This is a genomic window from Weissella muntiaci (assembly GCF_008107635.1).
Taxonomy (GTDB): domain Bacteria; phylum Bacillota; class Bacilli; order Lactobacillales; family Lactobacillaceae; genus Weissella; species Weissella muntiaci.
This window is the reverse complement of record NZ_SDGZ01000004.1, coordinates 103874-127792: the sequence shown is the minus strand read 5'-3', so window position 1 is coordinate 127792 and position 23919 is coordinate 103874. Positions and strand designations below refer to the sequence as shown.

25 protein-coding genes are annotated in these 23919 nt (G+C 37.7%); 6 read left to right on the top strand and 19 right to left on the bottom strand.

Annotated features, from left to right (window positions below; all coding sequences use genetic code 11):
- Positions 1-247: 247 nt before the first annotated feature.
- On the top strand, positions 248-613 hold the full coding sequence (locus ESZ50_RS01455) for a DUF805 domain-containing protein (protein WP_148621821.1): 366 nt from the start codon (positions 248-250) through the stop codon (positions 611-613).
- Between the two features lie 1559 nt (positions 614-2172).
- Here ESZ50_RS01455 and ESZ50_RS01450 read toward each other — a convergent pair.
- Both ESZ50_RS01450 and ESZ50_RS11570 read right to left on the bottom strand, forming a co-directional pair.
- A complete protein-coding gene (locus ESZ50_RS01450) occupies positions 2173-2391 on the bottom strand; it encodes a hypothetical protein (RefSeq protein WP_148621820.1) in 219 nt (72 codons plus the stop codon).
- Between the two features lie 675 nt (positions 2392-3066).
- Positions 3067-3213, bottom strand: a complete 147-nt coding sequence (locus tag ESZ50_RS11570) for a hypothetical protein (protein WP_187387510.1) — start codon at positions 3211-3213, stop codon at positions 3067-3069.
- A 364-nt stretch (positions 3214-3577) separates the two neighbouring features.
- On the opposite strand from ESZ50_RS11570, the gene ESZ50_RS01445 reads away from it, so the two are divergent.
- The 4 genes from ESZ50_RS01445 (at position 3578) to ESZ50_RS01430 (ending at position 6897) form a co-directional block, all read left to right on the top strand.
- On the top strand, positions 3578-3901 hold the full coding sequence (locus ESZ50_RS01445) for a helix-turn-helix domain-containing protein (RefSeq protein ID WP_246111488.1): 324 nt from the start codon (positions 3578-3580) through the stop codon (positions 3899-3901).
- Complete coding sequence (locus ESZ50_RS01440; RefSeq protein ID WP_148621818.1) at positions 3901-4350, top strand: ImmA/IrrE family metallo-endopeptidase; 450 nt, start codon at positions 3901-3903, stop codon at positions 4348-4350. Before ESZ50_RS01445 ends, ESZ50_RS01440 begins: the two co-directional genes overlap by 1 nt.
- A gap of 637 nt (positions 4351-4987) precedes the next feature.
- Positions 4988-6256, top strand: coding sequence for a glycosyltransferase family 39 protein (locus ESZ50_RS01435; RefSeq protein ID WP_342781905.1), 1269 nt, complete (start codon positions 4988-4990; stop codon positions 6254-6256).
- Positions 6257-6534: 278 nt separating this feature from the next.
- On the top strand, positions 6535-6897 hold the full coding sequence (locus tag ESZ50_RS01430) for a TIGR02328 family protein (protein WP_148621816.1): 363 nt from the start codon (positions 6535-6537) through the stop codon (positions 6895-6897).
- A 1001-nt stretch (positions 6898-7898) separates the two neighbouring features.
- Here the strand turns inward: ESZ50_RS01430 and ESZ50_RS11565 are convergent.
- Positions 7899-8036, bottom strand: coding sequence for a hypothetical protein (locus tag ESZ50_RS11565; RefSeq protein ID WP_187387509.1), 138 nt, complete (start codon positions 8034-8036; stop codon positions 7899-7901).
- A 469-nt stretch (positions 8037-8505) separates the two neighbouring features.
- Here ESZ50_RS11565 and ESZ50_RS01420 point away from each other — a divergent pair, with 469 nt between their 5' ends.
- Positions 8506-8832, top strand: coding sequence for a heavy metal-binding domain-containing protein (locus ESZ50_RS01420; protein ID WP_148621814.1), 327 nt, complete (start codon positions 8506-8508; stop codon positions 8830-8832).
- 1365 nt (positions 8833-10197) lie between these two features.
- Here ESZ50_RS01420 and ESZ50_RS01415 read toward each other — a convergent pair.
- From ESZ50_RS01415 to ESZ50_RS01340, 16 genes are all read right to left on the bottom strand, one after another.
- A complete protein-coding gene (locus ESZ50_RS01415) occupies positions 10198-10416 on the bottom strand; it encodes a hypothetical protein (protein WP_148621813.1) in 219 nt (72 codons plus the stop codon).
- A 480-nt stretch (positions 10417-10896) separates the two neighbouring features.
- Positions 10897-11952: a GH25 family lysozyme gene (locus ESZ50_RS01410; RefSeq protein ID WP_187387508.1), complete on the bottom strand. Its 1056-nt coding sequence runs from the start codon at positions 11950-11952 to the stop codon at positions 10897-10899.
- A complete protein-coding gene (locus ESZ50_RS01405) occupies positions 11945-12196 on the bottom strand; it encodes a hypothetical protein (RefSeq protein ID WP_148621811.1) in 252 nt (83 codons plus the stop codon). The genes ESZ50_RS01410 and ESZ50_RS01405 overlap by 8 nt, the downstream gene beginning before the upstream one ends.
- 14 nt (positions 12197-12210) lie before the next feature.
- Complete coding sequence (locus ESZ50_RS01400; RefSeq protein ID WP_148621810.1) at positions 12211-13074, bottom strand: hypothetical protein; 864 nt, start codon at positions 13072-13074, stop codon at positions 12211-12213.
- 13 nt (positions 13075-13087) lie between these two features.
- Positions 13088-13786 carry a hypothetical protein gene (locus ESZ50_RS01395; protein WP_148621809.1) on the bottom strand — a complete coding sequence of 233 codons (699 nt, stop codon included), beginning with the start codon at positions 13784-13786 and terminating at the stop codon, positions 13088-13090.
- Positions 13783-14391 carry a hypothetical protein gene (locus ESZ50_RS01390; RefSeq protein WP_148621808.1) on the bottom strand — a complete coding sequence of 203 codons (609 nt, stop codon included), beginning with the start codon at positions 14389-14391 and terminating at the stop codon, positions 13783-13785. The genes ESZ50_RS01395 and ESZ50_RS01390 overlap by 4 nt, the downstream gene beginning before the upstream one ends.
- 3 nt (positions 14392-14394) lie before the next feature.
- Positions 14395-16239 carry a phage tail spike protein gene (locus ESZ50_RS01385; protein WP_148621807.1) on the bottom strand — a complete coding sequence of 615 codons (1845 nt, stop codon included), beginning with the start codon at positions 16237-16239 and terminating at the stop codon, positions 14395-14397.
- Positions 16240-16241: 2 nt separating this feature from the next.
- Positions 16242-16955: a phage tail protein gene (locus ESZ50_RS01380; RefSeq protein ID WP_148621806.1), complete on the bottom strand. Its 714-nt coding sequence runs from the start codon at positions 16953-16955 to the stop codon at positions 16242-16244.
- A complete protein-coding gene (locus ESZ50_RS01375; RefSeq protein ID WP_148621805.1) occupies positions 16952-20914 on the bottom strand; it encodes a phage tail tape measure protein in 3963 nt (1320 codons plus the stop codon). Before ESZ50_RS01375 ends, ESZ50_RS01380 begins: the two co-directional genes overlap by 4 nt.
- A gap of 2 nt (positions 20915-20916) precedes the next feature.
- Positions 20917-21099, bottom strand: coding sequence for a hypothetical protein (locus tag ESZ50_RS01370; RefSeq protein ID WP_148621804.1), 183 nt, complete (start codon positions 21097-21099; stop codon positions 20917-20919).
- A 59-nt stretch (positions 21100-21158) separates the two neighbouring features.
- A complete protein-coding gene (gpG, locus tag ESZ50_RS01365) occupies positions 21159-21515 on the bottom strand; it encodes a phage tail assembly chaperone G (protein WP_148621803.1) in 357 nt (118 codons plus the stop codon).
- Between the two features lie 50 nt (positions 21516-21565).
- Positions 21566-22456 (bottom strand): major tail protein, encoded by an 891-nt coding sequence (locus ESZ50_RS01360; protein ID WP_148621802.1) that lies wholly within the window; start codon positions 22454-22456, stop codon positions 21566-21568.
- Between the two features lie 9 nt (positions 22457-22465).
- On the bottom strand, positions 22466-22837 hold the full coding sequence (locus ESZ50_RS01355) for a hypothetical protein (protein ID WP_148621801.1): 372 nt from the start codon (positions 22835-22837) through the stop codon (positions 22466-22468).
- Complete coding sequence (locus tag ESZ50_RS01350) at positions 22834-23253, bottom strand: hypothetical protein (protein WP_148621800.1); 420 nt, start codon at positions 23251-23253, stop codon at positions 22834-22836. Before ESZ50_RS01350 ends, ESZ50_RS01355 begins: the two co-directional genes overlap by 4 nt.
- Positions 23246-23650: a hypothetical protein gene (locus ESZ50_RS01345; protein WP_148621799.1), complete on the bottom strand. Its 405-nt coding sequence runs from the start codon at positions 23648-23650 to the stop codon at positions 23246-23248. The genes ESZ50_RS01350 and ESZ50_RS01345 overlap by 8 nt, the downstream gene beginning before the upstream one ends.
- A complete protein-coding gene (locus ESZ50_RS01340; RefSeq protein ID WP_148621798.1) occupies positions 23631-23918 on the bottom strand; it encodes a head-tail connector protein in 288 nt (95 codons plus the stop codon). Before ESZ50_RS01340 ends, ESZ50_RS01345 begins: the two co-directional genes overlap by 20 nt.
- Between the last annotated feature and the right edge of the window lies 1 nt (position 23919).

Sequence of the window (23919 nt, the reverse complement as noted above, 5' to 3'; positions counted from 1 at the left end):
TTATCCGAGCCTTAGTATCTCCAGACATAACATGCCACTAAAAAGCTAAATTCATTTAATTTCTATGAGCTACCAACTTTTTGAGCTGACCTTGACTTCAAAATTCACATTCCATTGTTATCTATCTCGGCATGCCATCAAAGCTTCATTCAAAGGAGCAAGCCCTTTTGAAACAACCACATATCTAAAAATACGTGCAAACATGATCCACGTTAAAAGCTATGTTTTTTAATAGGAGGTGCTTATAATGATTAAGTCATACAAACGGTTTTGGGCAAATATTTTTGATTTTTCCGGCGTATCTGGTCGCGCCGACTATTGGTGGCCTGTAATCATCAATTCTATTTTAGGTGCTATTATCATTGCAATTATCCAATCAAGCACCGGTCATTCAATTGATGACATATATAATTTTGGCGATCTAACTGTCGCCTGGGGAAGAAACCTTGTACTTGTATTGGTGTGGATTGCCACTCTATCTGTGAAATTTCGGCGACTACATGACACAAATCGTTCAGGTTGGTGGATTCTTATTGATTTAGTACCTATTATTGGTACAATCTGGTTTTTCATCCTTATGTTACTCCCATCAAAAGCTAGCCGTTGGAAGTAGAACAATTTTTAAATATGGTATCTAAAGTTAGTCACATCACATTTTGTCGTGATGTGACTATTTTTTCATTGTTGATTGGACGCTATCCTAACTAATACATTCAAAGTGTGTAAAATACTTTGCAATTAATAACTATTGCACTGACAATACATTTATATTATTATGAATGTATGTATAGCTGATTTGTTCAAGTTAGGATTATTGTCTATCTTCTGACCGTTATTAAACTAACAGCTTCGTAAATTTGCGTTTTATTAAGGAGATTCTCATGAGCAAGTGGAGTTTCTACGGTTTTCTCTGCATTATATTTTCTAACTTATTTGGGCTATGTTCAATCTTAATAATTGACACCGCAAAAATTCCTTGGCTAACAGATATGTGCTTCGTTTTGATGGGCATATTCTTATTTGCAGCTGTCATCTTGTTAACGTTAAGTGTTAATAGTTCACTTATTGAGCAATTTAAAGAATAATTATATCTAGTTCCATCCTTCGAATTAATTTAGTTGACATTTGATTAGGCAAAAAAGATTACGAAGTTTATTATAGGTGAGAATACTGAAGTATTGGATCACAGACTTTTAAATAATAGGTGGTGCCAATCAGCTTGATTTCTTTTTTTAACAATGATCTGCTTTACCTCCTAAGTTGATAAATTTCCACTTATTCATATAGTCGTACGTCAACAATTTCTGTCAAATTGATACATTGGAGATAAACGATCGTAATTGGTGCAATAGTAAAACAACATATACCACATGACTATATGGCAATAAACGTTGTTATATCAAGAGATTTCTAGAATTGTTTTTAGCCAGTATTCACCAATAACCAAAGTGACCAACCAATAAATCAACAAAAGAGCCCCGCCAAGTAGACATTAATCATCTACCTAGCGGGGTTTTAATATAAAATCAAAAAAGAGAATTGTTCAATCCATTTACTTTTATGATCACCGACAGCTCAAGAAGTGATCTCATAATATATCTAGTTGAACGGCACCCCCTGACCATTGAAATTCGTCTATAAACGCCTAAACAGACGATTGTATTTCACTCCCCGTTACCATTTGATCTGTGCTCTCAATATCTACAGTCAACACGGATCCAACTGGTATCCTGCTTACTTTGCTATTGAGATAGCATAATCAGCTTCTGCAATTACACCTGATATCTTGGTATTCACTGGCATAAAACAAAGCTCATCCGCTGTACATCGTGGCATTTCTACATGAGCTGATTTATCAACTATCGCCAAACCACCGAATTAAAAAAGCCGATATCTATATCAGCTCTCCATTACCTATTTTCTCAATAATACCACAGTCTAACTATTCGAAACTATTTCTTGCCTTTTTTATCCAAATAAGCTTTCACAACATAAAATATTGCCAGCACAATAATAATAAAAACAATTGAAGCATTTATAATCGCATTCATATTTCCACCTCGTTTTATATGTTAAACGCTTTGCATCGTTGGTTCAATTAATATCAGACAAAAACGCGGTAACCTGAGGCCATCGCTCGGTTTAATTAGATCAGATCACCAAGCTTCTCTCTCACATCCAACCCGATTGTTTAACAAAACGTTCAACATCAACTCGCTTCCATTCAGGCCTATTCAAACCAATATCTGGAACGTTTCTAATGAACTTTGGATTGTTTCTCATGTTTTGGTTAAACCATGAGGCATTATGTCCGAAGTATAATTTGGCGATCTCATCGGTATTTAAAATTGGTAACCCACGGTCAACAATCTCATTCATTTTTTTGGTCATTTCATATCTCCTTGGCTGCTCAACTCAATCATTTACCCGCTACTTCTTATAAAACTGCTCCCGCCCCACTAACATCACAAGAATCTGCGGATCATGGTTTCCAAAACATACACTGTATTTGAATACTTTGAATATGCTCTGTTCTTGCGCCTGTTGACTAGAATTCAACCTAAAGTACAAAAACAATCTCTCATCAATGCATTAATAAGATCAGTTTGTCGCGCTCCACTTTCGTCGGTTGCATCGCGGAAATTCAAATTTTCGACCATTGCGATGAAACACTCATATATTTCTATCTTCAATTACATCTCATTTACTCGACCTTGCGATTAGTCATTTTGATCGGACAGATCTGCCACAAGATGCAATACTGCTAAATAGGTTTGTAATTGTTGAACTTGAACATCACCATTTCTACTAGTCAAAGATGTAATTTCCGACGCAATCTTCTGCCAAAAATGCTTTGCCCTAGCTTTAACTTCTGGACTGGGTAGTTGCTTTGCAATATTAAGAATTAAATCAAAAACCTATGACACATTAATAACTATCAATCAACAGTTTGGAACTTCAAAGGTTAGATTTCATGACCTTTGAAAAATCCGCCAATCTTTCGTATCACCATGGGTTACCGGTGCACCCTTCATATTCGAAGATCCCAGGATCTCTGCTACATCTTTAATTCACCCGTTTTTCTGTGTCCTTCTTACCAAATTTATTTTTGCGGAATTGAATGGATTCAAAATCCTCAGACCAAACATTCTTATCGCGACTACTTGCTATTAGCCCTTTCTCATTCAACATCTTCTTCACAAACGTTAACATTTGAGAAACTAGTCATTCATCAGAAAGGGTTAAACAATTCGACCTGCGTTGTGTAAGCCTTAACCAAGTCCAAGCATCTGTCATATACCGACTTCCTTCCTAATACCCAGTTATTAATTTTGTAATTTATACATTTACAAGTTACAAATTTAATACTACAATTACAAAGAAAACAATCACAACGAAAGCGTCGTTCCACCTTTATATCCTTGGAATCAATAGTAATGTAAACACTTTTATTGTTGCTAACTAACTTACGATATAAATCACGAACTACATTTATGTAACTTACCAATAAAAAACTACATAAATGTAATTGATATCAGAATAGGACCTAATTATGACTTTAGTAGGACGTATCAAGATGGTTGCAAAACAACAAGGAGTTTCTTTGAAAGTTTTGGCGACCCGTGCTGGCCTTGCTGAAAACGCAATATATCGATGGGACACAAATAATCCCAGATCCGAAAATCTTCAAAAAGTCGCTGATATATTGAGCGTTTCAGTAGACTATCTGCTTGGAAATACGAATGAAAAAAAGTCCGCATCTAAAGATGCAGGCAGAGAGGTGAATATTGACGACAATACTGTTATCCTAAAATTTAACGGAATAGAGCTTGATGATGAGTATAGACAATACATCATTGATGATATCAAAAAGTTACGCAAGCTACGGGGGCAAGACTGATGAAGAATGTCATTGATCAATTGATGGAAGATAACTGGACAATCGAAGGACGAGCCTTTCATGAACTGCTCAAAATCGCAAATGAGAATCGGATCATTATCAAATATGAACAACGTTCCTCAGCAACGCCAGATATTGCTGTTGCCGGCGATAATGTTGTTTACATTAATTTAAATTTTTTTACCAACTTCTCTATTGTATTCAGATTAGCCCACGAACTAACTCACCTGCTTTATGGGGATGTAGAGAGCCAGCAAATCTACGCTTTCTCTCCTCTCAGTGAAAAATACGAGGAGCAGCTAGCCCATTTAAACGCTTCCAAAATGTTAGCCAGCCTGATGTATTACGAAGTTCCAATGGCAAATCGCAGTTATATCAACTTCATGAATCAATTTACTCTGCCTTCGTCATTTGAGAAGATAGTTAAAGAAGCGATTGAATCTGTTTAGTTATGTATATATTTGTGATTTATCAAACATGAATTTCGAACTGTTCATTTACTTTGCTATTACAAAAGCATACGTTCATAAATGATCCACATCAAACAAAAATTTAGGTATAAAATTCAAACAGGCAAAGATTTTTCTCAATCGTTCGATTGTAGACATTGCCTAAAAATCACAAATATTCAACTAAATTGAAATAATCTGCAATCAGATTTCTCAACATAACCTTCGAATAATACTAATAATTCAGTTAATTATCGTGATGAACCAATCTGAATCGGCACCAACGTTCACATATGTTGCCATACCATACGTGCAAACATGATCCACGTTAAAAGCTTAGGAGTAGTGATTTTGGGTATCACTTTATGGGTCTTGTTCAATTATGAAAACTTTATATAGGATGATCAATGCATTGACTCTAATATTGCTGTCAATAGCACTATTTTTCTCCTTACAATCATCAACATTCACTTTCTTTGGATTAAGTAGAACACTTTATGCACTAATACTTCTCACAATACCAGTTGCTTTTCTACTTCTCGTGTTTCCACCTGTCGATCTTTTTAAACGTATTTGGCAGTTTATCAAAAATAATAACAACATTATTTTTTGGCTAATTTTTTCTTTGTTAGTTGTAATGCAATTAGTCTTGGTAAATACATTTAAGATCGATGTAACCTCTGATGCAAATATAATCTTAACGGCATTAGATCATCCCTCTCGCCTGTCAAACTATCTTTCATTAAATTCAAATAATTCTTTCTATTTCTTTCTAAGCTATTTTCTATCCAAAATCTTTGGAACAAATCTTATTGTTTTCGAGATATATGCAATAGTAAGTTTAGATTTATCAGTAATCTTTTTGAAGTTGGCCACGCACAAATATTTTGGATCTCGAAGTATCGCAAACGTTGTAACGCTGATATTCGCATATTTCACGATGCTCCAACCAATTTTTGTTCTAACATACACCGACACATTTGTACTACCTTTTGTAAACCTCACTATTCTACTGATTGTTTTAGCATTTAATGATTCAAAAGCAAAGTATCTCTTTATGGTTTTAGCCGGAATTTCAACATCTATTGCTTACTTGTTGAAACCAAGTGCCATCATCTTTCTAATCGCCTTAATTATCTTTTTCGTAATTTCAAAACGAGCTTTCCTTGGTAAAGTTAATGGTATTCGTACAGTACTCCTACTATTAATGACATTGTTTCTTACTGGCACCATCAGTACATATGCCGCAAATCGGTATATGGATACTCAGACCATTGTAAAAATTGATAAGTCAAAGAGCTTTCCAATCGTTCACTATGCTTTACTTGGAAGCTTCGGCGATCCTAATGATAAGAACTCATTGCACGGAACGTTTAACAATGGCGATCTATCGATCGCACTTAAAGCACATAACAAAACGGCACGAACAAAAGCTGAATTAAATGAATTGATTTCACGTAGTCATCATCGAGGAATTATTGAATCCTTCAAGTTCTACATGGCGAAATTCAGTGATAATATGGATACAGGCGTGGTCGGTTTCCATCGTGAGCAATTATGGTCAATTGTCACCAAATTAGCTCCCAAAAATTCAATAAACGGTCACATTGAAAAAATCTTCTACGATAGAGAACAACAACCAGGTAATTTACTAAGCTGGAGTTCTACATTCCTATTCCTCCTACAACTAATTTGGCTGGTAATACTATCTTCTGCTATCTATGCGATTTGGAAATACAGAGAAAGTGACAAGATAACTTTGGTCTCCTTGTCACTTCTAGGTGGTATGCTCTTCCTACTCATCTTTGAGTCCGGTGGTACCAAATATATGCTTCAGTACACACCTTTTATCAGTGTTCTAGCTGGATTTGGTCTGTACAATCTATTAACCCAAAAACATTCATAACCATATGTGTAAACACGTTTCACGTTAAAAGCTAACTAGTATCAATTATTTGAGGTGTCGATTATGAGTAAATGGAGTATTTACGGCTACATCTGCATAATTATTTCAGACATATTTGGAATAGCTTCCCTTATCATAACTTATGATATTGCAAGACCTTGGATGACTACGACCTTTGTTTTGGCAATGCTCACTTTACAGATTATTGCCACTTTCTTCTTTTTGACTAGTAGTAATAGTTCATACATCGAAAATTCTGTTATCCGCGAGGTATCCCAATGAGATTATGGCATGAAGATTTAATTTCGAAACTTCCCCGCCAACAATTATTGGGACAACATAGAGAATGCTGTGCACTCAGAGGCGGTGGTTGGGGTAGAAACCACGCCACTGTCAATTATGTGTTCAATCATTCGCCCTATAAGTTATTTCAATTCCATGAAAAAGTTATGCTGGAAATGGCAAAGCATGGTTATCATATTGATGCACTCTGGTTGGATCCAAACTATAGAGGCTTGAAAACGTCACCATACATTGACCTAGCATCTGTTCCATTAACTACCCCCATTTATCCTGAGCATGACCATGACTATTATATGGAGTGTTTATGTAACTTGCGAAAAAAGGGTATTGTTCTTTAATCTAGATTGACTATCTAAAATTGAGACCTGAGTATGTCTTTAAACTACTCAATTTTATAATCAATACATTAGGTTTAAACTAAGATGACCACAACAGATTAACTCGGAATATACTTGAATATAAATAAAATAATATTCTCCATCGTAAAATTAAATTATTTAAGATCAACGATTAAGCCCATATTTGAGATAACCGAATTGTAAGTTAACAGCAGGTTTCAAAACTTAACTACATCCCAGATTTCATTTTCTAGTTACTTTAATAACTATGTATTACAGGACAATAGACCAAAAATGGTATCTTATTATTCATTTTCACGTTCAGCAACTAATTATCTAAATCCTTCAAGGTCCTCCAATCTTTGCTGAATTTCTAGCAAACGAAATAGGAAATATTGATGCAGAAAAAAGAACAACCTTTGATAGACTGCTCTCATTTTGAAAATATTATTCAAACTAGTAAATACGTAAAATTAATACATATTTCCTTGTAAAATACGAATAAGCGTTGCTATTAATAAAATACAAAATATAAATGAATTCTTGTAAGTATATCTAAACTACTTGATATTATCACCTTTTATCCCGCAATCTAATTGCATCAGATTCCTTCGATCTCATCAGCAAAATTCCTATTTATAATATATAAACAGGGTTTCATTTCGCTTAAATCGTAGCATTAAAGTTGATAACCAACTAGCCGGTGGAACTGTCGCACAGATCATTTGTTGGAATATTCTCATGGTTAAAGCCCTATGAGTATCTGATGGACGCAGAGGTATAGGTTTATGCTTCGAATTTAGTTCAATCTGTGGAAAATGAAGTAAAGCAACTAAACTGTACCATATCTCAGCTAGATACCCTCGACTTTCAAGCTAAAGGCTTATACGGAAAACTTGGGTACACTGTTTTCGGGGAAATAGAGAATAGTCCTGCTGGACATACTCATTATTACATGATGAAAAAACTAAATTAATTCTTCAGACGAATAGCAATATTGATTAAATTGCATCTCTCGATAAATTACTCATTAACGCATCAGGATTTGCTGAACTTCTGCTCTTAACTCTAGTGTCATCAGTTTGAGCTCCATCTGTTAAGCGTGCGTTGTGAATCATAATTTGCACAGCTGGCGGCATAAAACCTTGTCTCTGGCTGTTGCAATAACACGCGCTGCACTAACATCAATTTCCGGGATATTCTTCCCGCTCGCACGTAGCATTGAATAACTCTCACTGCCAGTTACCATGTTGCCACCGGGTGAAAATATTTCAACGTCAATATTATCTTTAGTTTCATCCACTAATACTACTCGAATGTCGCCAGGTGAAACAACATTCGTTCCTTGTTCTCTAAAAACTTACGCAACTTCATCTGACGTAATACTAATCAACCACATCGCTACTTTAGTGGTTGATTCATAATTCCTAGCCCTAATAAATTCATTGCCACCTTCCGTTGGCTCATCGTGTTTATGTATTTTATTAGTTCCATTTATATCAGAAAAGGAAATAGAAGCATATAATTGATGATGAGTTCATTTAATTAACTATGTGCTTCACGTGCAATCATGATCCACGTTAAAAGCTATATTTTGGGAGAAATATTATGAATAATATCTTGGTTGTGACTACAGAGAATATCGCAGGCTATAAGGTAACTGAAACCTTCGGCGAAGTATTTGGATTAACCAGTCGATCACGTAATGCAGTTTCAAGCTTTGGACAAGGTCTGAAATCATTAGTCGGTGGCGAAATAAAAGGCTACACCAAACTCCAACACGATTCACGTGAAGAAGCTGTAAATCGCCTCAAAGAAGACGCTGCCCGTCTTGGTGCAAATGCCGTAATAATGTTCCGTTTTGATACCACTACTTCTGAAATTGGAGAATCCGTCACAGCTTACGGTACTGCCGTAACTATTGAAAAGATCTAATTTATTGGATAACCTCCTTGCTAAGGCAAGGATACATATGTTCAACCATGTTCCACACCAAAAACTTGATTTGGAAATTGATTAAAATTTTCACTCCCGAATACGTAGTATCATAGTTATCTTATTGGGTCTAGATCTAATTTATTTAATGGATGCTATTTCGGCGCCAACGCCTTAAAATGAATTAACTATCTTGTGCCTATACTTAGAATAGCTTCAACAAATAGAAGTGAAGATTTAATTCAAGTGCTTCTAGTAGCACTTGAATTAATCGTTATTATCCGTAGTTGTGCAACGAAGTAAATTGATTAAAAACTCAAATCGCTAAATTAGATGATATTAATTTCAAAATTAGAAAAACCGAAATTCATATTTTTTCCAAAATTAAAAAAGTAGCATCCATACAAAACTTTACAGCAAAAAATAGCAGCTACTTTCTGTCAACTCAACTAGTCATACATAATCGACGAGAATCTATTATCTAGAAGCTGCATTAAAAGTCCCCGCTGGCAAGCAAAGTGATGTAGATTCTCTCTTCAAAACGAATATTATTGCTCAGACCTGTCGATTGGTATAGCAGGCCTGAGTACGTCTTTAAACTGTTCAGTTTTACAACAGTAACATTAGGCTTAAATTATCACAACAAAGAAACCTAATGGCAAATGACGCGCCGTTTCTGATTATCAATAACATGGTAAACGCCATCGCAAAGTACAAACCTTTAAAATAAAATCAGACGTTAGAAGTTAGTTAGCCGAATTGAAAACAAACAATACACCACAAGATTTAGACACTTCAAAATCTCTTTAAAAACTATGCGCGAGTTCACCTGGAATCAGGACTAAGGTAATCAACCATTGCCAACATATGGCTTCATAAGATCTAAAAATAATTAGGTTTTAATATCAATGTTTCACTATACGGTCTAAAACCCAGCCATGCAAGTTGCTTAAGTTCTAAAGGTGTGTGGATATTAGTTGGTTATATCCCAAACTTACCAAGCCGTGCTGACATAACAATTATAATGGAAGTGGACGCTCATTTACTCTCTGAAAAACAAATTATTGAAGAAAAAGACTCAAGATATTTTATCTGATATATAGATATTTAGTTAAAATTTTCCCACAAAAACGGCGTCCAAAGTTTCACGGTGCCCGAACGGCGCCCAAATTTAAGCGATTTTGAGCTAATCTAGATCAACTCAGGCAAAAAATAAAAACCAACCAAATCGCTATCTATAAGCGTTTAGTTGGTTTATCAATGTTAATTTAAAGTTTATGGCCAAAGGCGGTTCATTGTACGTGGGAATACTGAAACGTTATTGCGTAGGGCTTTAGTAGTAAAACGGTGCCCAAACGGTGCCCATTATTCTTGATTTCTTTTCTCCACAATTAATTGTTCTAACTCATCAAGATCTGCGTTAGTCGCTAATTTTCTAATGAATGAGCGGGCTGTACTCCGGTAATTCAAGTATTTCGTTTTTTCTTTGTTCTTTTCCCGCCAGTTTTGATTTGCTTCATTTTGACTAACCTTTTCATCTTCGCTTTTACGTGGTCTACCTAGATTACTTTTTTCGCTTGTCATTTAACTCTCCTATAATAAAGAATGCAATCCCGACAGTAGTTATAATACGAATCGAATTAGAGTTCACAAACCAATTTCCAACTATTAATATGAGCAGCCCAATTAAGAACCAATTATTTTTGTAAAATTTTGTCATAATATGTTTTGCATGTTAGAATTTAGATACACCAAAGCAGGGCATTTCTGCCCTTGCTTTGCTACTTATCGTCGTCATTCTTATTCTTTTTAAGTTGTTTCAACAGGGCAATTGTTGAAATTACTTCGAATATGATTTCGACGATTTTTTGTATGTTGTCTAACATTGCTTCCCCCTTTCTATATATATTATAATACTCTCATGAGTATCTATTGTCAACACTTTTTAACAAATTAAACCAACAAAAAAGCCCCGCCAAGTAGAGATTAATCTACCTAGCGGGGCTTTGATATGAAATTAAAAAAAGGGATTATCCTTTCCTTTTTTATACAAATTGAATTTTACTACTTAACGTAGGCCACCTTCAACCAAACTGATTCGCCATTCATCTCAATTTGAATTGAACTTCCTACACGGTTCAACACCTTGTAATTATCGTTCAAAGTAAAGTATTCCATAGCACCATTGTTACCTTGTGCTACTTGATTACTCAAAGCATTACCATAGCGATCTGTTAAAGTAACGCTTTGAACTGGAATATCGTTATTGTAATCAGCTACCGGAATACTCATATCATCGTTTCGAGCGTACCAACCTGAACCGTATATCTTCCATGAATCAATTACATAGACACCATTTAATGAAACAGTATCAGTTGTATTATCATCTTCTACTGGTGGCGTAACGTTATTACTTGCGTCTTGACCGGCAGTAAAGAAATCATCATACAGTTGAGAAACATCGAATACACCTAATGAACTTGCAAATGTTGCTTTTGACGTCCATTGCCAAGCATGTTCAGTTGAATACCAACTTTGTTCACTGGTTGGCGTGTATGGATAGCTCGCAATCCAAGATGGATCTCCATCAACTGACACTTCGAGATGTGAACCCATGGTGTACGTTGTTGAGCGATAACCACCTACACGTTGAACCTCATTCATGAACGCTTGTACAACTGGTTGCATTGCACGACCCATTGCCATTTGATCTGCATTCTCAACGTCCACAGCTAATACAGCGCCAACAGGCAAACCAGCTTGTTGTGCTACTGACGCAGCATAATCAGCTTCTGCAATTGCTCCAGCAACTGTCGTAGCGTGGATATAAGAATATCCATTTACATACAGACCAGCATCAATAGCCGCCTTGATATTTCCAGCTGCCGTCCAGTCTGAGAAAGTCGTTCCTTCTGAAATCTTAGTTGTAACTGCCTTAACGCCATAGTTATCACGCATGTAACGAAACTCATCAGCTGACATTGCCCCGTTGTGATTAGATACGTCAATCATGTCATATCGTGGTGTATCGGCGTGCGCCGATTGACTAACTACCGTCATACCACCGAATACAAAAAAGGCCGATGCAATCGCAACGACCAATGTTTTTAGTTTATTCATCATTCTCCTCTTTCATTAAATTATTAATCTGCGTGTGATGAATGCTCAATTGCACGTTATGTTCATTTAACTTCTCATCAATGCTATCAAAACGTTTCATGTGCACCCTATTATTCTCTTTAAATTCTGTAGTTAGATTAGCAATTGGAATACCAATATACTGCTTAAATAAAAGACCTAGAATAGTAAGTGCAAGACCTGCAACACCAGCAAACGCAGCCCACTCATCCCAACTTTTAGGCAATAACTTACTCCTTTCTATACTGTTGGCACTCCGCCAGACCATTGATAACCATTCTTGGCCATATATGATCCAGTCCAAATGTCACCTTGACCAACGCTGCTGTTTCCCTGTAAGGTAATCCGTCCAACATCCCATATCAACATCATAGAAGTAGCATTTGGTATCCATGCAAAGTTCCCCTCTGGGCGCCATACATCAGCCAAATTAGGCAACTTTTCAGAACTCATGAAATCATAACCGGCTGAAATTTGTTTATTAGAAAAACTAGTAACCAACGACACATTGTTACCACGTCTCTTGAAGTTAAAGTCCACAGCATATGTTTTTAAAAGGAAAGAAATTGAGTACGCATCCGGATTCATTAGCTTCCATTTGCCACTTATGCCTTCAATTGAATCAGCGGCTGGGAATGAGCTCCCAGTATTTTGATTAATTAGAGACATGAACACTGGATTAACAAGTAATCCTGTTTCTGCTGTACCCAATGAAGGGAATGTAATCATTTGGCCTTTTAGTACGTCCATATTTGGTTGCCAAGTCAATGCCCCATTTACATCATCGGTAATTACTTTTTTCCAACCTACAATCTTACCTTGATTTACCGACGTATATTTTACAACGTTGTCCCAAAAGGAAACTGCTCGCATTTGCCCCATATATTCCGAACTACCCTCAATTACTTCGAGAGCATACCAGCCGTCAAAGGGAGCGTTTGATAACTTTGAATCCTTAATAAAATATCGACCTGACAATTTAATCATTCCACCATTTGCAATATCAGCTAAATCAGTTACTGATAATTCTTCTACAGACAACGTAGAAGCTACTGGCATAATTTGAACGTCATTTTCATCATGTAAGATAACTTTTTGTGCCATTTATTTACTCCTTTTATTTCTTCGTTGCGCCTAATGATTCAACATCAGCAGGCGAGAATATCCCCAACTCGTACAACATCTTAATTAACACCCATTGCCGATTGTAAGTGTCTCCCGTTACTCCAAACGTGGCTACAGTAAAGTCGTATATACTAACGTCTTGTACAGGGTTATTAATTGTGTAATTTGGTGAATAATAATTAAAATTACTTCCTGATGTTTTCTTGAATAAATCAATAGATAAAGTTCCTCTTGCTGCCTTAATAATATTGCTAATAATCGGAACTGGTGTCACGGTTGCGCTTTCTAAGTTTGGAGAAGAACCTAACCCGAAAACTGACGCAACTTGTCCGTAATCATTAAGTTGTAACGTACTACCATTGTCCAATCTGATCGTCCATGGTGTAGTAGTTCGATCTAAACTCCAACTTGTGGGAGCTTTCCGTTTGGTCGACTCGTTAATTTGAATATTTGCTAATAGTTGGTCGAATTCATCTTCCGTTCCCGGAAAACCACTTTCTTTAGCTGTCTCAAAAGCACTCTTGCCTACTTTTCCCGGTGGACCCGGATATCCCCGTACAGAACGCAAACTATCTAATCCAATGATTTGCTCTAGTATGGTTTGTGGAAATACTTGTTTACGGTTTCCATTCTCGTCTTCGACAAAGAACCTAGTACCGTCGAATCTAACATCCTTAATTGTTTCAGTCATGCTATCACCGCCCTATTAATTCCGATAAATCGACTTCGCAAGCTTCGATAAGCAAATTGACTTTCATCTACATCTTCAATTTGACCTACCACTTCATACTTCATATCTGAACTAGTGGTCGATAAATCAGTAACTTGTAAAATATGATCCAGTTGATAAGTCTTATTCATAACACGATGTTGAACCGTGTTCATTTCCATCTGATCAAGTCGTTCTTTTATAACTGAATGCGTTGTACCATCTAGTGACACTCGCGCATTGATTATCTCTGAATCACTTGTCACGCCTGAAACTGTAGCGTTCCATTCCGCAATCAAACGATTAATCTCATCTTCAGTCAAACGTTTGAAATTGGATGTATCGTCTTGCCATTTCTGAGCTAAATCATCTACTTTAGCTTCTAATTGCTTATAAGCATTCTGATCATCTACAACAATATTTGACATCAATTCAACTGCTAAAGCCAACGACTCACGTACGTCCACTCCGTACATTTTTGTCCGCACATATTTTGCCAATTTTTCAACTTCTGGTAAGCGCTTATCCTTATCAATTTGAACTTCGCCATCTACGATGTGAGTATCATCTCTATAATCTATTGTCATGCTTTACCTCCTTAAATAATTATTCTTAAACGCTGTTGATGGTGATTGGTTCATATCAACATTTCCGCTTATTCCAGCAACCAAACCATTTGATGTGTATTGCCACAAGTCATACGGGTGCGCTGGTCCACTACCATACGCAGGTATCCAGATGGAACCAAACTTAGACACATCAATATTGAACTGATCATATAAGTGGTTTGCGATATAAGCGACTTGATACTTACTTTCGACACCCATCTCCGACATGCTTTGATTCCATGCAAGTGTATTAGTTTGAATGGAGTCAGCTGGAGTATCGCCTTCTAAATCAATCGCATAAAAAATAGGCTCAACACCGCTTCCTGCTGCGGCATTAGCCCTATCAAATAGTAATTTAGCTTCTTCTTTAGCTTCGGCTTCATTTGCATAAAGTCCATAACCATAGACTGCATAACGGATTCCAGCACTTTGAGCTCCAGCAATGTTTTGCTTATACTTCTTATCTTCATAGTTCCCGCCATACTGAACTCGGATAATCGCAAATACCACACCATCATTTTTAACAGCTTGCCAATCAATGTCTCCCTGATGTTCTGAAACATCAATTATCTTTCCGTCAAGATATCCATTGCCTACTAATGATTTAAGATAATCTATCTCGCTTTGCATTTTTTCGATTTGTTGCTGAGTATTGGTCTTGTTATTTTCCAAAACCGCAAGTATTGAATCGTCAGCATTCTTCTGATCGTTCATGGCTTGCTGATAACTAACCAAGTCCAGTTTCTTATCACCGAATGTTAGTTCGCTCTTCGTTGGGTCTAAAACATTAATTGTTTGCGTTGTCAGTGGGTGGCCACTCTGAATACCTAAAATTCCGTGTTTTATCGTATAAGTATTTCCCAGCTGATAACGATCGAATTTATCATTGATTTTACTTAAATCAAGCGCTGAAACAGTAACGCTATCCGCCATTCTTTGGGCGGCCAACCACTCTCTTCCTTTAGTTAATAAGTTATTAGGATCAGTAACATCAGACCAAGTTTGAGTTCCATAAACAATCACATTCAATTGCTGCTCCAATAGATTATCAGTGATATAGTCCATACCATTATTTACACTACCTATTTTTAACTTAGGTTGTGCGGTAGTTGCTTCAGCACCTTCCCGAACTTGGGTGGCGCCTAATGGAACTAATCGAGTAACAACTTCAGTGGCCTTGATAGTTTCGCTTACTGAAATCATATTCTTAGCAAGTTGAATAGACATTGGGGCTTGCACTCCACTATCTTGCAAGTAATCAATAAAACGAGTTCCGCTTTCGTGTCTAACAAATAAATAGCCACCTAATCGAGTAACCAGTTTATCATTCAACGTCTGCCATGTCGTCTGATCATCCAAAAACCGATATACATTATCAGTTGAATTAGATACGTTAATTACTCCCGGTACAAATTGTTGATCGCTTCCAACCTGTGAATTATGAGTGTAGATTAACTTACGAAAAAAATCAGCTGGCGACATGTTATGAATCTCTTCAAATGGCTGGTAACTGTCTTTCAAATATCCCAGTTCACTCTCAGCAACATACTTCTTTGACATCTGCCCCTCAGATGTCATTTCTTTAGTTGAATCCAAGGCTCTGCCATAAAAGATTATGTTGTTTTTTTGTAGATCAACAACTTCAATTTTGGTTTTATACGGTTCAATCTCACTCCAGCCGGGGTTATTTGGTAACAAGGAGAAAGTAAAACCCTGAGCCATATTCAATTCACTTTTAACAGTTCCACTGAATAATTTAACTCCTGTCGGAGTAGGCAAATGGATTGGGCTTCTTACACCGTTATTAATTATGTCTACCCTATACATATCTAAATAACCTCTCTCCTAAACTTAAATTCAATTCGTCCAGTACCGCTCACTTGAATTTCATTCGTACCAACATTAATCATGAAACCATCTAGCTCATTATCGCCAGTTGATAGGTCATAGGTAACTCCGTTCTGAACTATCTTCATTGGTGAGCTCACATTAATTACAGGAGCTACCGGATTAAATCCAACATTATATAGCGCAACCAAGCCGTTATTTATAATGTCGAATTGAACATTTTGGGCTATGTCTTCTTCAAAATTAAAGGTGTCCCAAACATCGTCGCCTTCAAGTTTCTTAGCAACCTTAAATGGATGTGCATCAATAACAACTTTAAGCGTTCCGGTTTGTTCCCAATTAGTTTGTGCATCAGGGCCGGTTACGACTTCACCTAAGAAATAATAATCCTTGATTAAATCAAATAAGATAGGTTCATCATTGTTACTCGACATCAGCCAATTTAAAACTTTAATTCGTTGTGACTGCAATTGCTCGAGGCTAAACTCATCATAGAAATTAAAGTTAAATGTTAGTGTCCGCCTTCCGTATGGTTGAAAACCCATGATTGTTGAGAAATCAAATTGTTGTGAACTATATGGAATCTTGGCCGTTACTTTAGTTTTGCTAGGCGTTCCAATTGTAAAATCATTTAACAGCAATCTGAAATCATCAAACGAATGCTTACCATTAATTGTTATACCGTGCATTTTCATACTGAAACTCCATTTCTTCTCCATGCTGCAATATCGCCCAAGCCTGAGTTTGCAGCGTCCACAATTGCATCTTTACCAATGTAAGGTTTAAAGTCCTTTTCAGCGATTGTACTCAAAAAATCAACCATAGTTGCCATCATTGCAATTGCCCGATCATCTGTACCTTGTGTTTGTGGAACTGGTACATTGCCAGCGGTTGGACTTGGAATATCTAACTGAGACAAAGTTTTCAGCCTGTCGGTATTCAGCTTTGCAGTCATTAATCTAGCCGTATCAGTTGCATTGAAAATTCGTGTTCCTTGTGGCAAGTTATATTCTCGGTTACGACCTTGTGGCATAAATGTTCGACCACTCGGAAGCTGAATTAACTCTTTATACAAGCTTCCCTTTTGGTCATTAACAACAACATCACCACCAGCAAAGTTAGGATCACCAGTGGCTTTATGAGCCTTTTCTGTAACTTCTTTTGTAGTAATTGTTACTGTCTTATCATGAATACTATCAATGTCACTCTTTGCATTCCTAACTGCCTGACCACCTTGCCACTTAGCATCAAGTGACTTTGTTTTAGTCTTAATATCACTGAACTGATTTACAGAATTCTTTGCTTTGTCCGATTCACTCTTTGCCTTACTTGAATCGGCATCAAGTTTTTTCTTGGTTGGCTTAACCTTCTCGTATTCTCCCAAATCAATTTTGGCGTCACTAAATGCCTTTCGTGCGTCAGAATTATGGGCTAAAATTTCCTTTACCGGCGTTGGTAATGCGTTCCATTGATCGGTAGTAGTGATCGCACTTTTAACCGCAGCAGAACTTGAATCCTGTGAAATCAGTTGCTTTTGTTCTGGTGTCAAAGTGTTCCATTCACTCAATTTCATCTTTGAGCCATCTACAATACCGGTAACGTTAGAATTCAAATAGATATTCTTGATTGAATCAGGTAATGAATCCCAAGTGCCCATTTGGGTTAAGCTATCGAATACCTGTTGAGGTGCATTAGATGAAACAATTAACTGCTTTGTAGGAACATCAAGACTATTGAAGTCAGATAATGAAGCCTTACCTTTCAGAACTTCTTCTGCGGCATTACTTTTAACCATCGCTTCTTTATCTTTGATAGATAATTTATCCCAAGTGCCGGCTTGAATTGCTGCTTCAGCAAACACAGCTCGCGCGTCTGAATGAACCGGTGCTTCCTTTGCAGCAAGTTTCAAGCTATTCCAGTTATCACCTGATTTCATAGCCTCAGCTACTTCATCTTTGGCATTGGTCTTAACTTGTCCGGTCTTCTCATCAAAGACTAAGCCGTTCCACTGTTTTACAGCTTCCTTGGTTTTATCACTCATCTTGCCTGTAGCACTGATAACTGTACCTGTACTTTTGTCAGCACCTTTAGCCATATTATCAAATGCACTTTTGGCATCGTCCAATGAATAACCCATAGTCTCAAATGCTGTTTCCATCATTTCAGAACTCGTACCAGACGCCTTCATTAATTCATATAGACGCGCAAGCATTGGGTTTATCTGAGCTGAATGAGTTTTATCGAGTTCAGCATTAGCTTTTGAAAAATCTTCTGCGCCGATAACACCTTGATCATACATAGATTTTATAGAGGCCTTAGATTTCTCATAGGACTTATCAGCCTTTTCAAGAGTTGACGTTAAACTAGTTTGGGCTTTATCCCGTGCTTGTGCATTCATGTTCTCAACATCGTTATTCAAAGCTGCTAGTGCTTGTTTCTCTGCCTTTGCACTAAGTCCTAAGTTTTGAATACCCAACTCATTTAGTTTTTGTCTTGAATTAGATACGAATGTTTGTTGATCTACGCTAAGTTTTCCGCCCTGCTTCTCAATATTAGCAACTGCATCAGCCGTTGTTTTAGCCTCTTGAACACGGTCATTATTTTCCTTTTGGCGTTGCTTTATACTTGCCTCCACCATCGCTTGAACTTCTGGCGGCAGATTTGAGTATGACTTTGATAATGCTGCATTAGAATCATCAGCTGATTTTTTTACTCGATCAGCCATATTTTCAAAAGCATCACCTACTTTTTTAGACGCATTCTCGCCATCATTTCCTGTGGTAATCAAAGCATCCGAAATTCCTTGCTGAGCTTTTTGCATACCGTCTAATGCAGTTGAGGCAGACGCGCTAACATCATCGCCCCAACGAGTAGCGTACTGATGATCAGCGTAAGCTTTACCAAGTAGAACTAGTCCACCACCTAACAAAGCTGCCGTTCCAATCACGCCAAGCATAACAGGAGATAATGCACCAAAAGCTAATGCAGCCTTTCCAGCACCACCACCCAATAATTCCATACCTCGAGTTGCTCCGGTCGCCCCGGTTGTCAATGCACCTAACTCCTTGGTAACTGCCATTCCTGTCTTAACTTTTGCGAATGCAGCTGTCATAGCTACTGTTCCAGTTGAAACTCTACCAATAATTGATAAAGCTGGCCCAGCTGCCGCAGTTAATAGTCCAAACTTCAAAATCATGTTCTGAGCTTCAGGAGACAGATTACTGAAAGCATCCGCAAGCTTACCCACAAATTCTGCCAACTGTTTGATTGACGGTGCCGCCGCTTGTTCAATCTTAATTGCGGCCGTTTCGAGCGATCCCATCATTTGTTCAATGGCATTCTTTGCGTTATCCTGCATGGTCTTAGCCATTTTATCCGCAGCACCATCTGAGTTTTGAAGTGACTTAGTTAAGTTGTCGTATTTGCCTTCTCCAGATGACACTAACGCCATCATTCCTGATAGAGCTTCTTTACCAAACAAGGTAGTCAATGCAGCTGCACGGCTCTTCTCATCAAGATTTCCGACCTTATCATGCAACTGCCCAATGATCTGACCGAATGGTAACATCTTCCCTTGTGCATCAAAGAATGAAAGTCCATATTGCTGCATTGTTGATGTCATTTCTTGTGTTGGCTTTGCCAATCGAGTTAATGCGCCACGCAGTGTAGTACCAGCTTGCGAACCCTTGATACCCTTATCAGACATATCACCAATTGCCGCAGCAGTTTCTTCAATCGACATACCCAATTGACTAGCAACTGGGCCAGCATACTTCATGGCTTCACCCATGTCTCCGACTTCCGCATTCGTATCTGCAGCAGCTTTCGCAAAGACATCAGAAACATGACCACTCTGAGAAGCATCCAAATTAAATGCACGCAAAGCAGACGCGGCATACTCAGATGCTTGTGCGACGTCTCCACCTGATACAGCAGCTAAATCAAGCATACCCGGCATGGCTTGCATAATCTCATTAACGCTAAATCCAGCCGAAGCAAGGTTTTCCATACCACCAGAAACTTCGGAAGCTGAGAATTGAGTTTTCTGACCAAGTTCAATCGCCTGATCTGTTAGTTGCTTCAATTGTGATTTTGAAGCTCCAGCAATCGCCTGAACTCGTGACATTCCGGCTTCAAAATCCATACCAGTTTTTAAAGCCAAGCCACCAACTATCCCAAGTGGGACAGTAACATTGCGAGTCATCTTATCGCCGACATTAGTGGCGGCTGAACCAAATGTATTTAGCTTTCCGGTAAAACCTTGGGTCTTAACTTGCAAGTCAGCCATCTCTTTAGCAGTGTTAGTGAACTCATTTTTGTAAGCCTCTAATTGAACTTGGCTTTGTGCATACTTACCACGCAGAGTTTCTTGTTCCGCCGCCGTGTATTGGCTCATCTTACCTTGGTTACTAATAACTGCATTTAGCTTCTCAGTTTTATCAGACATACCAACGATTGATTCTTTCAACATGCCCAGTTTAGCTGCATGAGATGCAATCTCTTGGTCGCCACCTCTAATTGAGCGATTAAATGCTGAAAACGATTTTGCATTCTTGGAAATTGAACGATCAACGTTATCAACCGACTTGGCCAACTCGCTATCATCCATCGAAACCTTAATGTTTAATCGTCCTAGCTCTTCATCTAACGCCATTGTTACCTCCTTTCTAGTTGTCCTCGTGCTTCTTCAGTCGTCATCTTAGTAAAGTCGACTGTTTGTTGTTTCTTAGTGCCCTCGCTCCGCTCTTTTTTATCATCAAGCAGTTTCATTAATAAGCTGACATCCGTTTCAACTACGTCATTAATCGTGAAATTAGGCATGTTACGCACAACTGCCATGATTAAATCTTCCAATGCAGCAATAGCCTTTGATAACTCCCTGACCGCTTCACTTGGGCTTAATCTTTTCCCGAATCAACGTCCGTTCCGTCAGAATATTGGTTAATTACTACTTTTTCGACTTGCAGAACAATCTTATCTAACGCATTAGCTTGATTAGTAATTGATTCTTCTGTGATAGCAGAATCATCAAACATGTCCGCAATTAATTTAATACGTTCCTTCAAAATATCCGTGCCAGATAGAATTTCATCATTCACTTGATCAATAATCGACTGTGTAATTCGTTGCTCCAATTTGAGCCAAGCTAACACATGTTTTAATGGAATGAATTGTTGAGTATAAGTTTTAAAATCATACTCGCCATCTTCATTTGGATTTAAACTCCGCAATGTAATTCGTAATTCTTTAACCATATCTTCCTCCTAGAAATTTAATAATATGTATGCGGGCGAACCCGCGTTTGTTAAACAGCTGAAACCGTCACAACAACCTTAGCAGTGAACCCACCATCAACTGACGTGATAGTAATATTCGCTGTTCCTTCAGCAACACCTGTGATCGTTCCATCCGCAGCGACAGTCGCAATTGATTCAGCGTCTGAAGCATAAGTAACTGCTTTGTTTGTAGCATCTGATGGAGTTACAGTACCCGTCACTTGCTTAGTTGCTCCAACTTTAATTGAAGCTGTTGCTTGTGAACCAGTTACTCCTGTTACTGATACGGTTGGATTAACTGGAGTAGTTGGTGTGTCATCGGTTACTCCTAATACCTCAAATAAACTCTTTCCACCTTCTTCGCTACCAATGTAATAAGCGAACACTTGACCGTCGAAATCAGAATTATCAGACTTCAAGTTCTCAGCACTGAAACCATACTCGACACCTTCAGGCTTAAAATCTTCATTTGGATCGGTAGTATTAAGTTCAAACTTCTCACGACGGAAAACGCCACGAAGCAATGACACATAGACCTTATCTCCATTCGCCGTTTCTGATTCACCAACAATTGCCGTATAAGGCGCTTCAGTATCATTACCTACAAGTGCAATACCACTTTCTGTGACCTTACGCCCAAGAACCTCATTCTCAATTTCGAATGGTAAGTCAAGCAAAGTTACATTTGCAGTTGTCTTACCAACACCCTTACGTGACAAGAAGTAACCTACGTTACTTCCAGCAACCGTTGTAGGCTCCTTGGCAAGTCCCTCAATTTCTAGTTTTTGAGAAGCACCTTCTCCTTTACGGCCTTCGATTACGTAATGATTTTTTACCGCCCATGTGGGTAGATAGGTAATAATATGAATTTTTTCGAAACCAACCATGATTCCTGATCCAAGCGTTAATGTTTTTGGCATAAATTCCTCCTAATTAAAAATATCGCTAAAACGATAACGTCTAGCGATAACCATTAAATATTCAACGTTTTCTGAGATCGTTGATCCCATGCGATTAATCTTATTTTTCATAAACAATTCTTCCAAAGCATCTGCCACATCTAATGACAATGCCAAGTCTGAACTTTCAACATTGATCTGAAAATCAAAAGTGCGCCGTTGAGGTCGATTACTTCCCCAATTATCCGGATTACCCCAAGCAGTAGGAGCTAAGATAATTCGTGCTCCAGTTTCGATTGGTTCCACATCTTCAACTCGAAATAGCTCCGCTTTAATCTGACCAGTTAGTTCCATTAAATTGTTATCTGAATTAATTAAATCCAACAATGCCTCAATTTTCATTTACCCATCTGCTCCTTCATTAAACGTTTAGCTAATTCTAGTGATGTTTTACCAATAGACAACTTTGTATCCTCAATCTTGCCCATTCCTCTAGGTTGAATCCGTCTTAGACCGCCCTTAGTTTTCTTCGTATAACCTAATTCATTCAAATGAACCAAAGGTTTACGATTACCTTTCCAACCAATACGAACATAATGTCCGCCAACTATGCCACGTTGTACTTTATAAGTTGTTTGTTGAACAGATTTTCCAGTATTTTGATAACTCCGCTCAGCTGAACGAACAATTTGTTGTCCGGCCACCCCTGCTTTCTTCGCGAATTGCTCTGTGGTTGCGAGCATGGTTGACCTGCCAAGCTTACGTTCCAAATTCTTTTTAATCTGATCCATTCCCTCAACTTGTACACCGCTACTCATCTTCAACCACCTCAAACTTATTTCCTTGTTTAGTCCGATTAACTAACAGCTTCATGTATCTGCCGTTTTGAATATCTGGCAACACTTCAATGACATCAAAAAAGCCATCACTAATTAAGCGTGGCTCATCAATTTTTATTAGCGTATCTGAACTAATTAAAAGTCCGTTTTGTTGTGGCATGATGAGCGTAAAGCTAGTTGAGGTTAGTCTATCACCTAAAATATCTCTGTCTTTGGCAGAAGGTGCATATACCAATCCTAAACCTTTAGCGATCTTATTCAGCTTGTAACCATAACCAGTCTGTGAGATGCGCTCGCCTTTTTTATAGATAACAAAAGGAATACGAAACTCTTCCTGATGATACTTCTGGGCTTGCTTACGTTGTCCCTTGTACATTTTCATCACCCCCAAAGTTCAGAATGACATCATTAATTTCGCTACGGTAATTCTCAAAGAAATACTCAGCAGCGTCATTATAAACATACATGGCACGAATGATTACAAGATTGATATATGCGTCATTTTCGGCATCCAAATCGAACCCAATCGCATCTTTCAATGTGGCTTTTGCTGATTTAATGATGTCAATTAACGCCTTATCTTCTTCATCATGAAAAATCTTTAACCGTTCTTTTAGCTTTGGTAACAATGTAGCTTCGTCCATT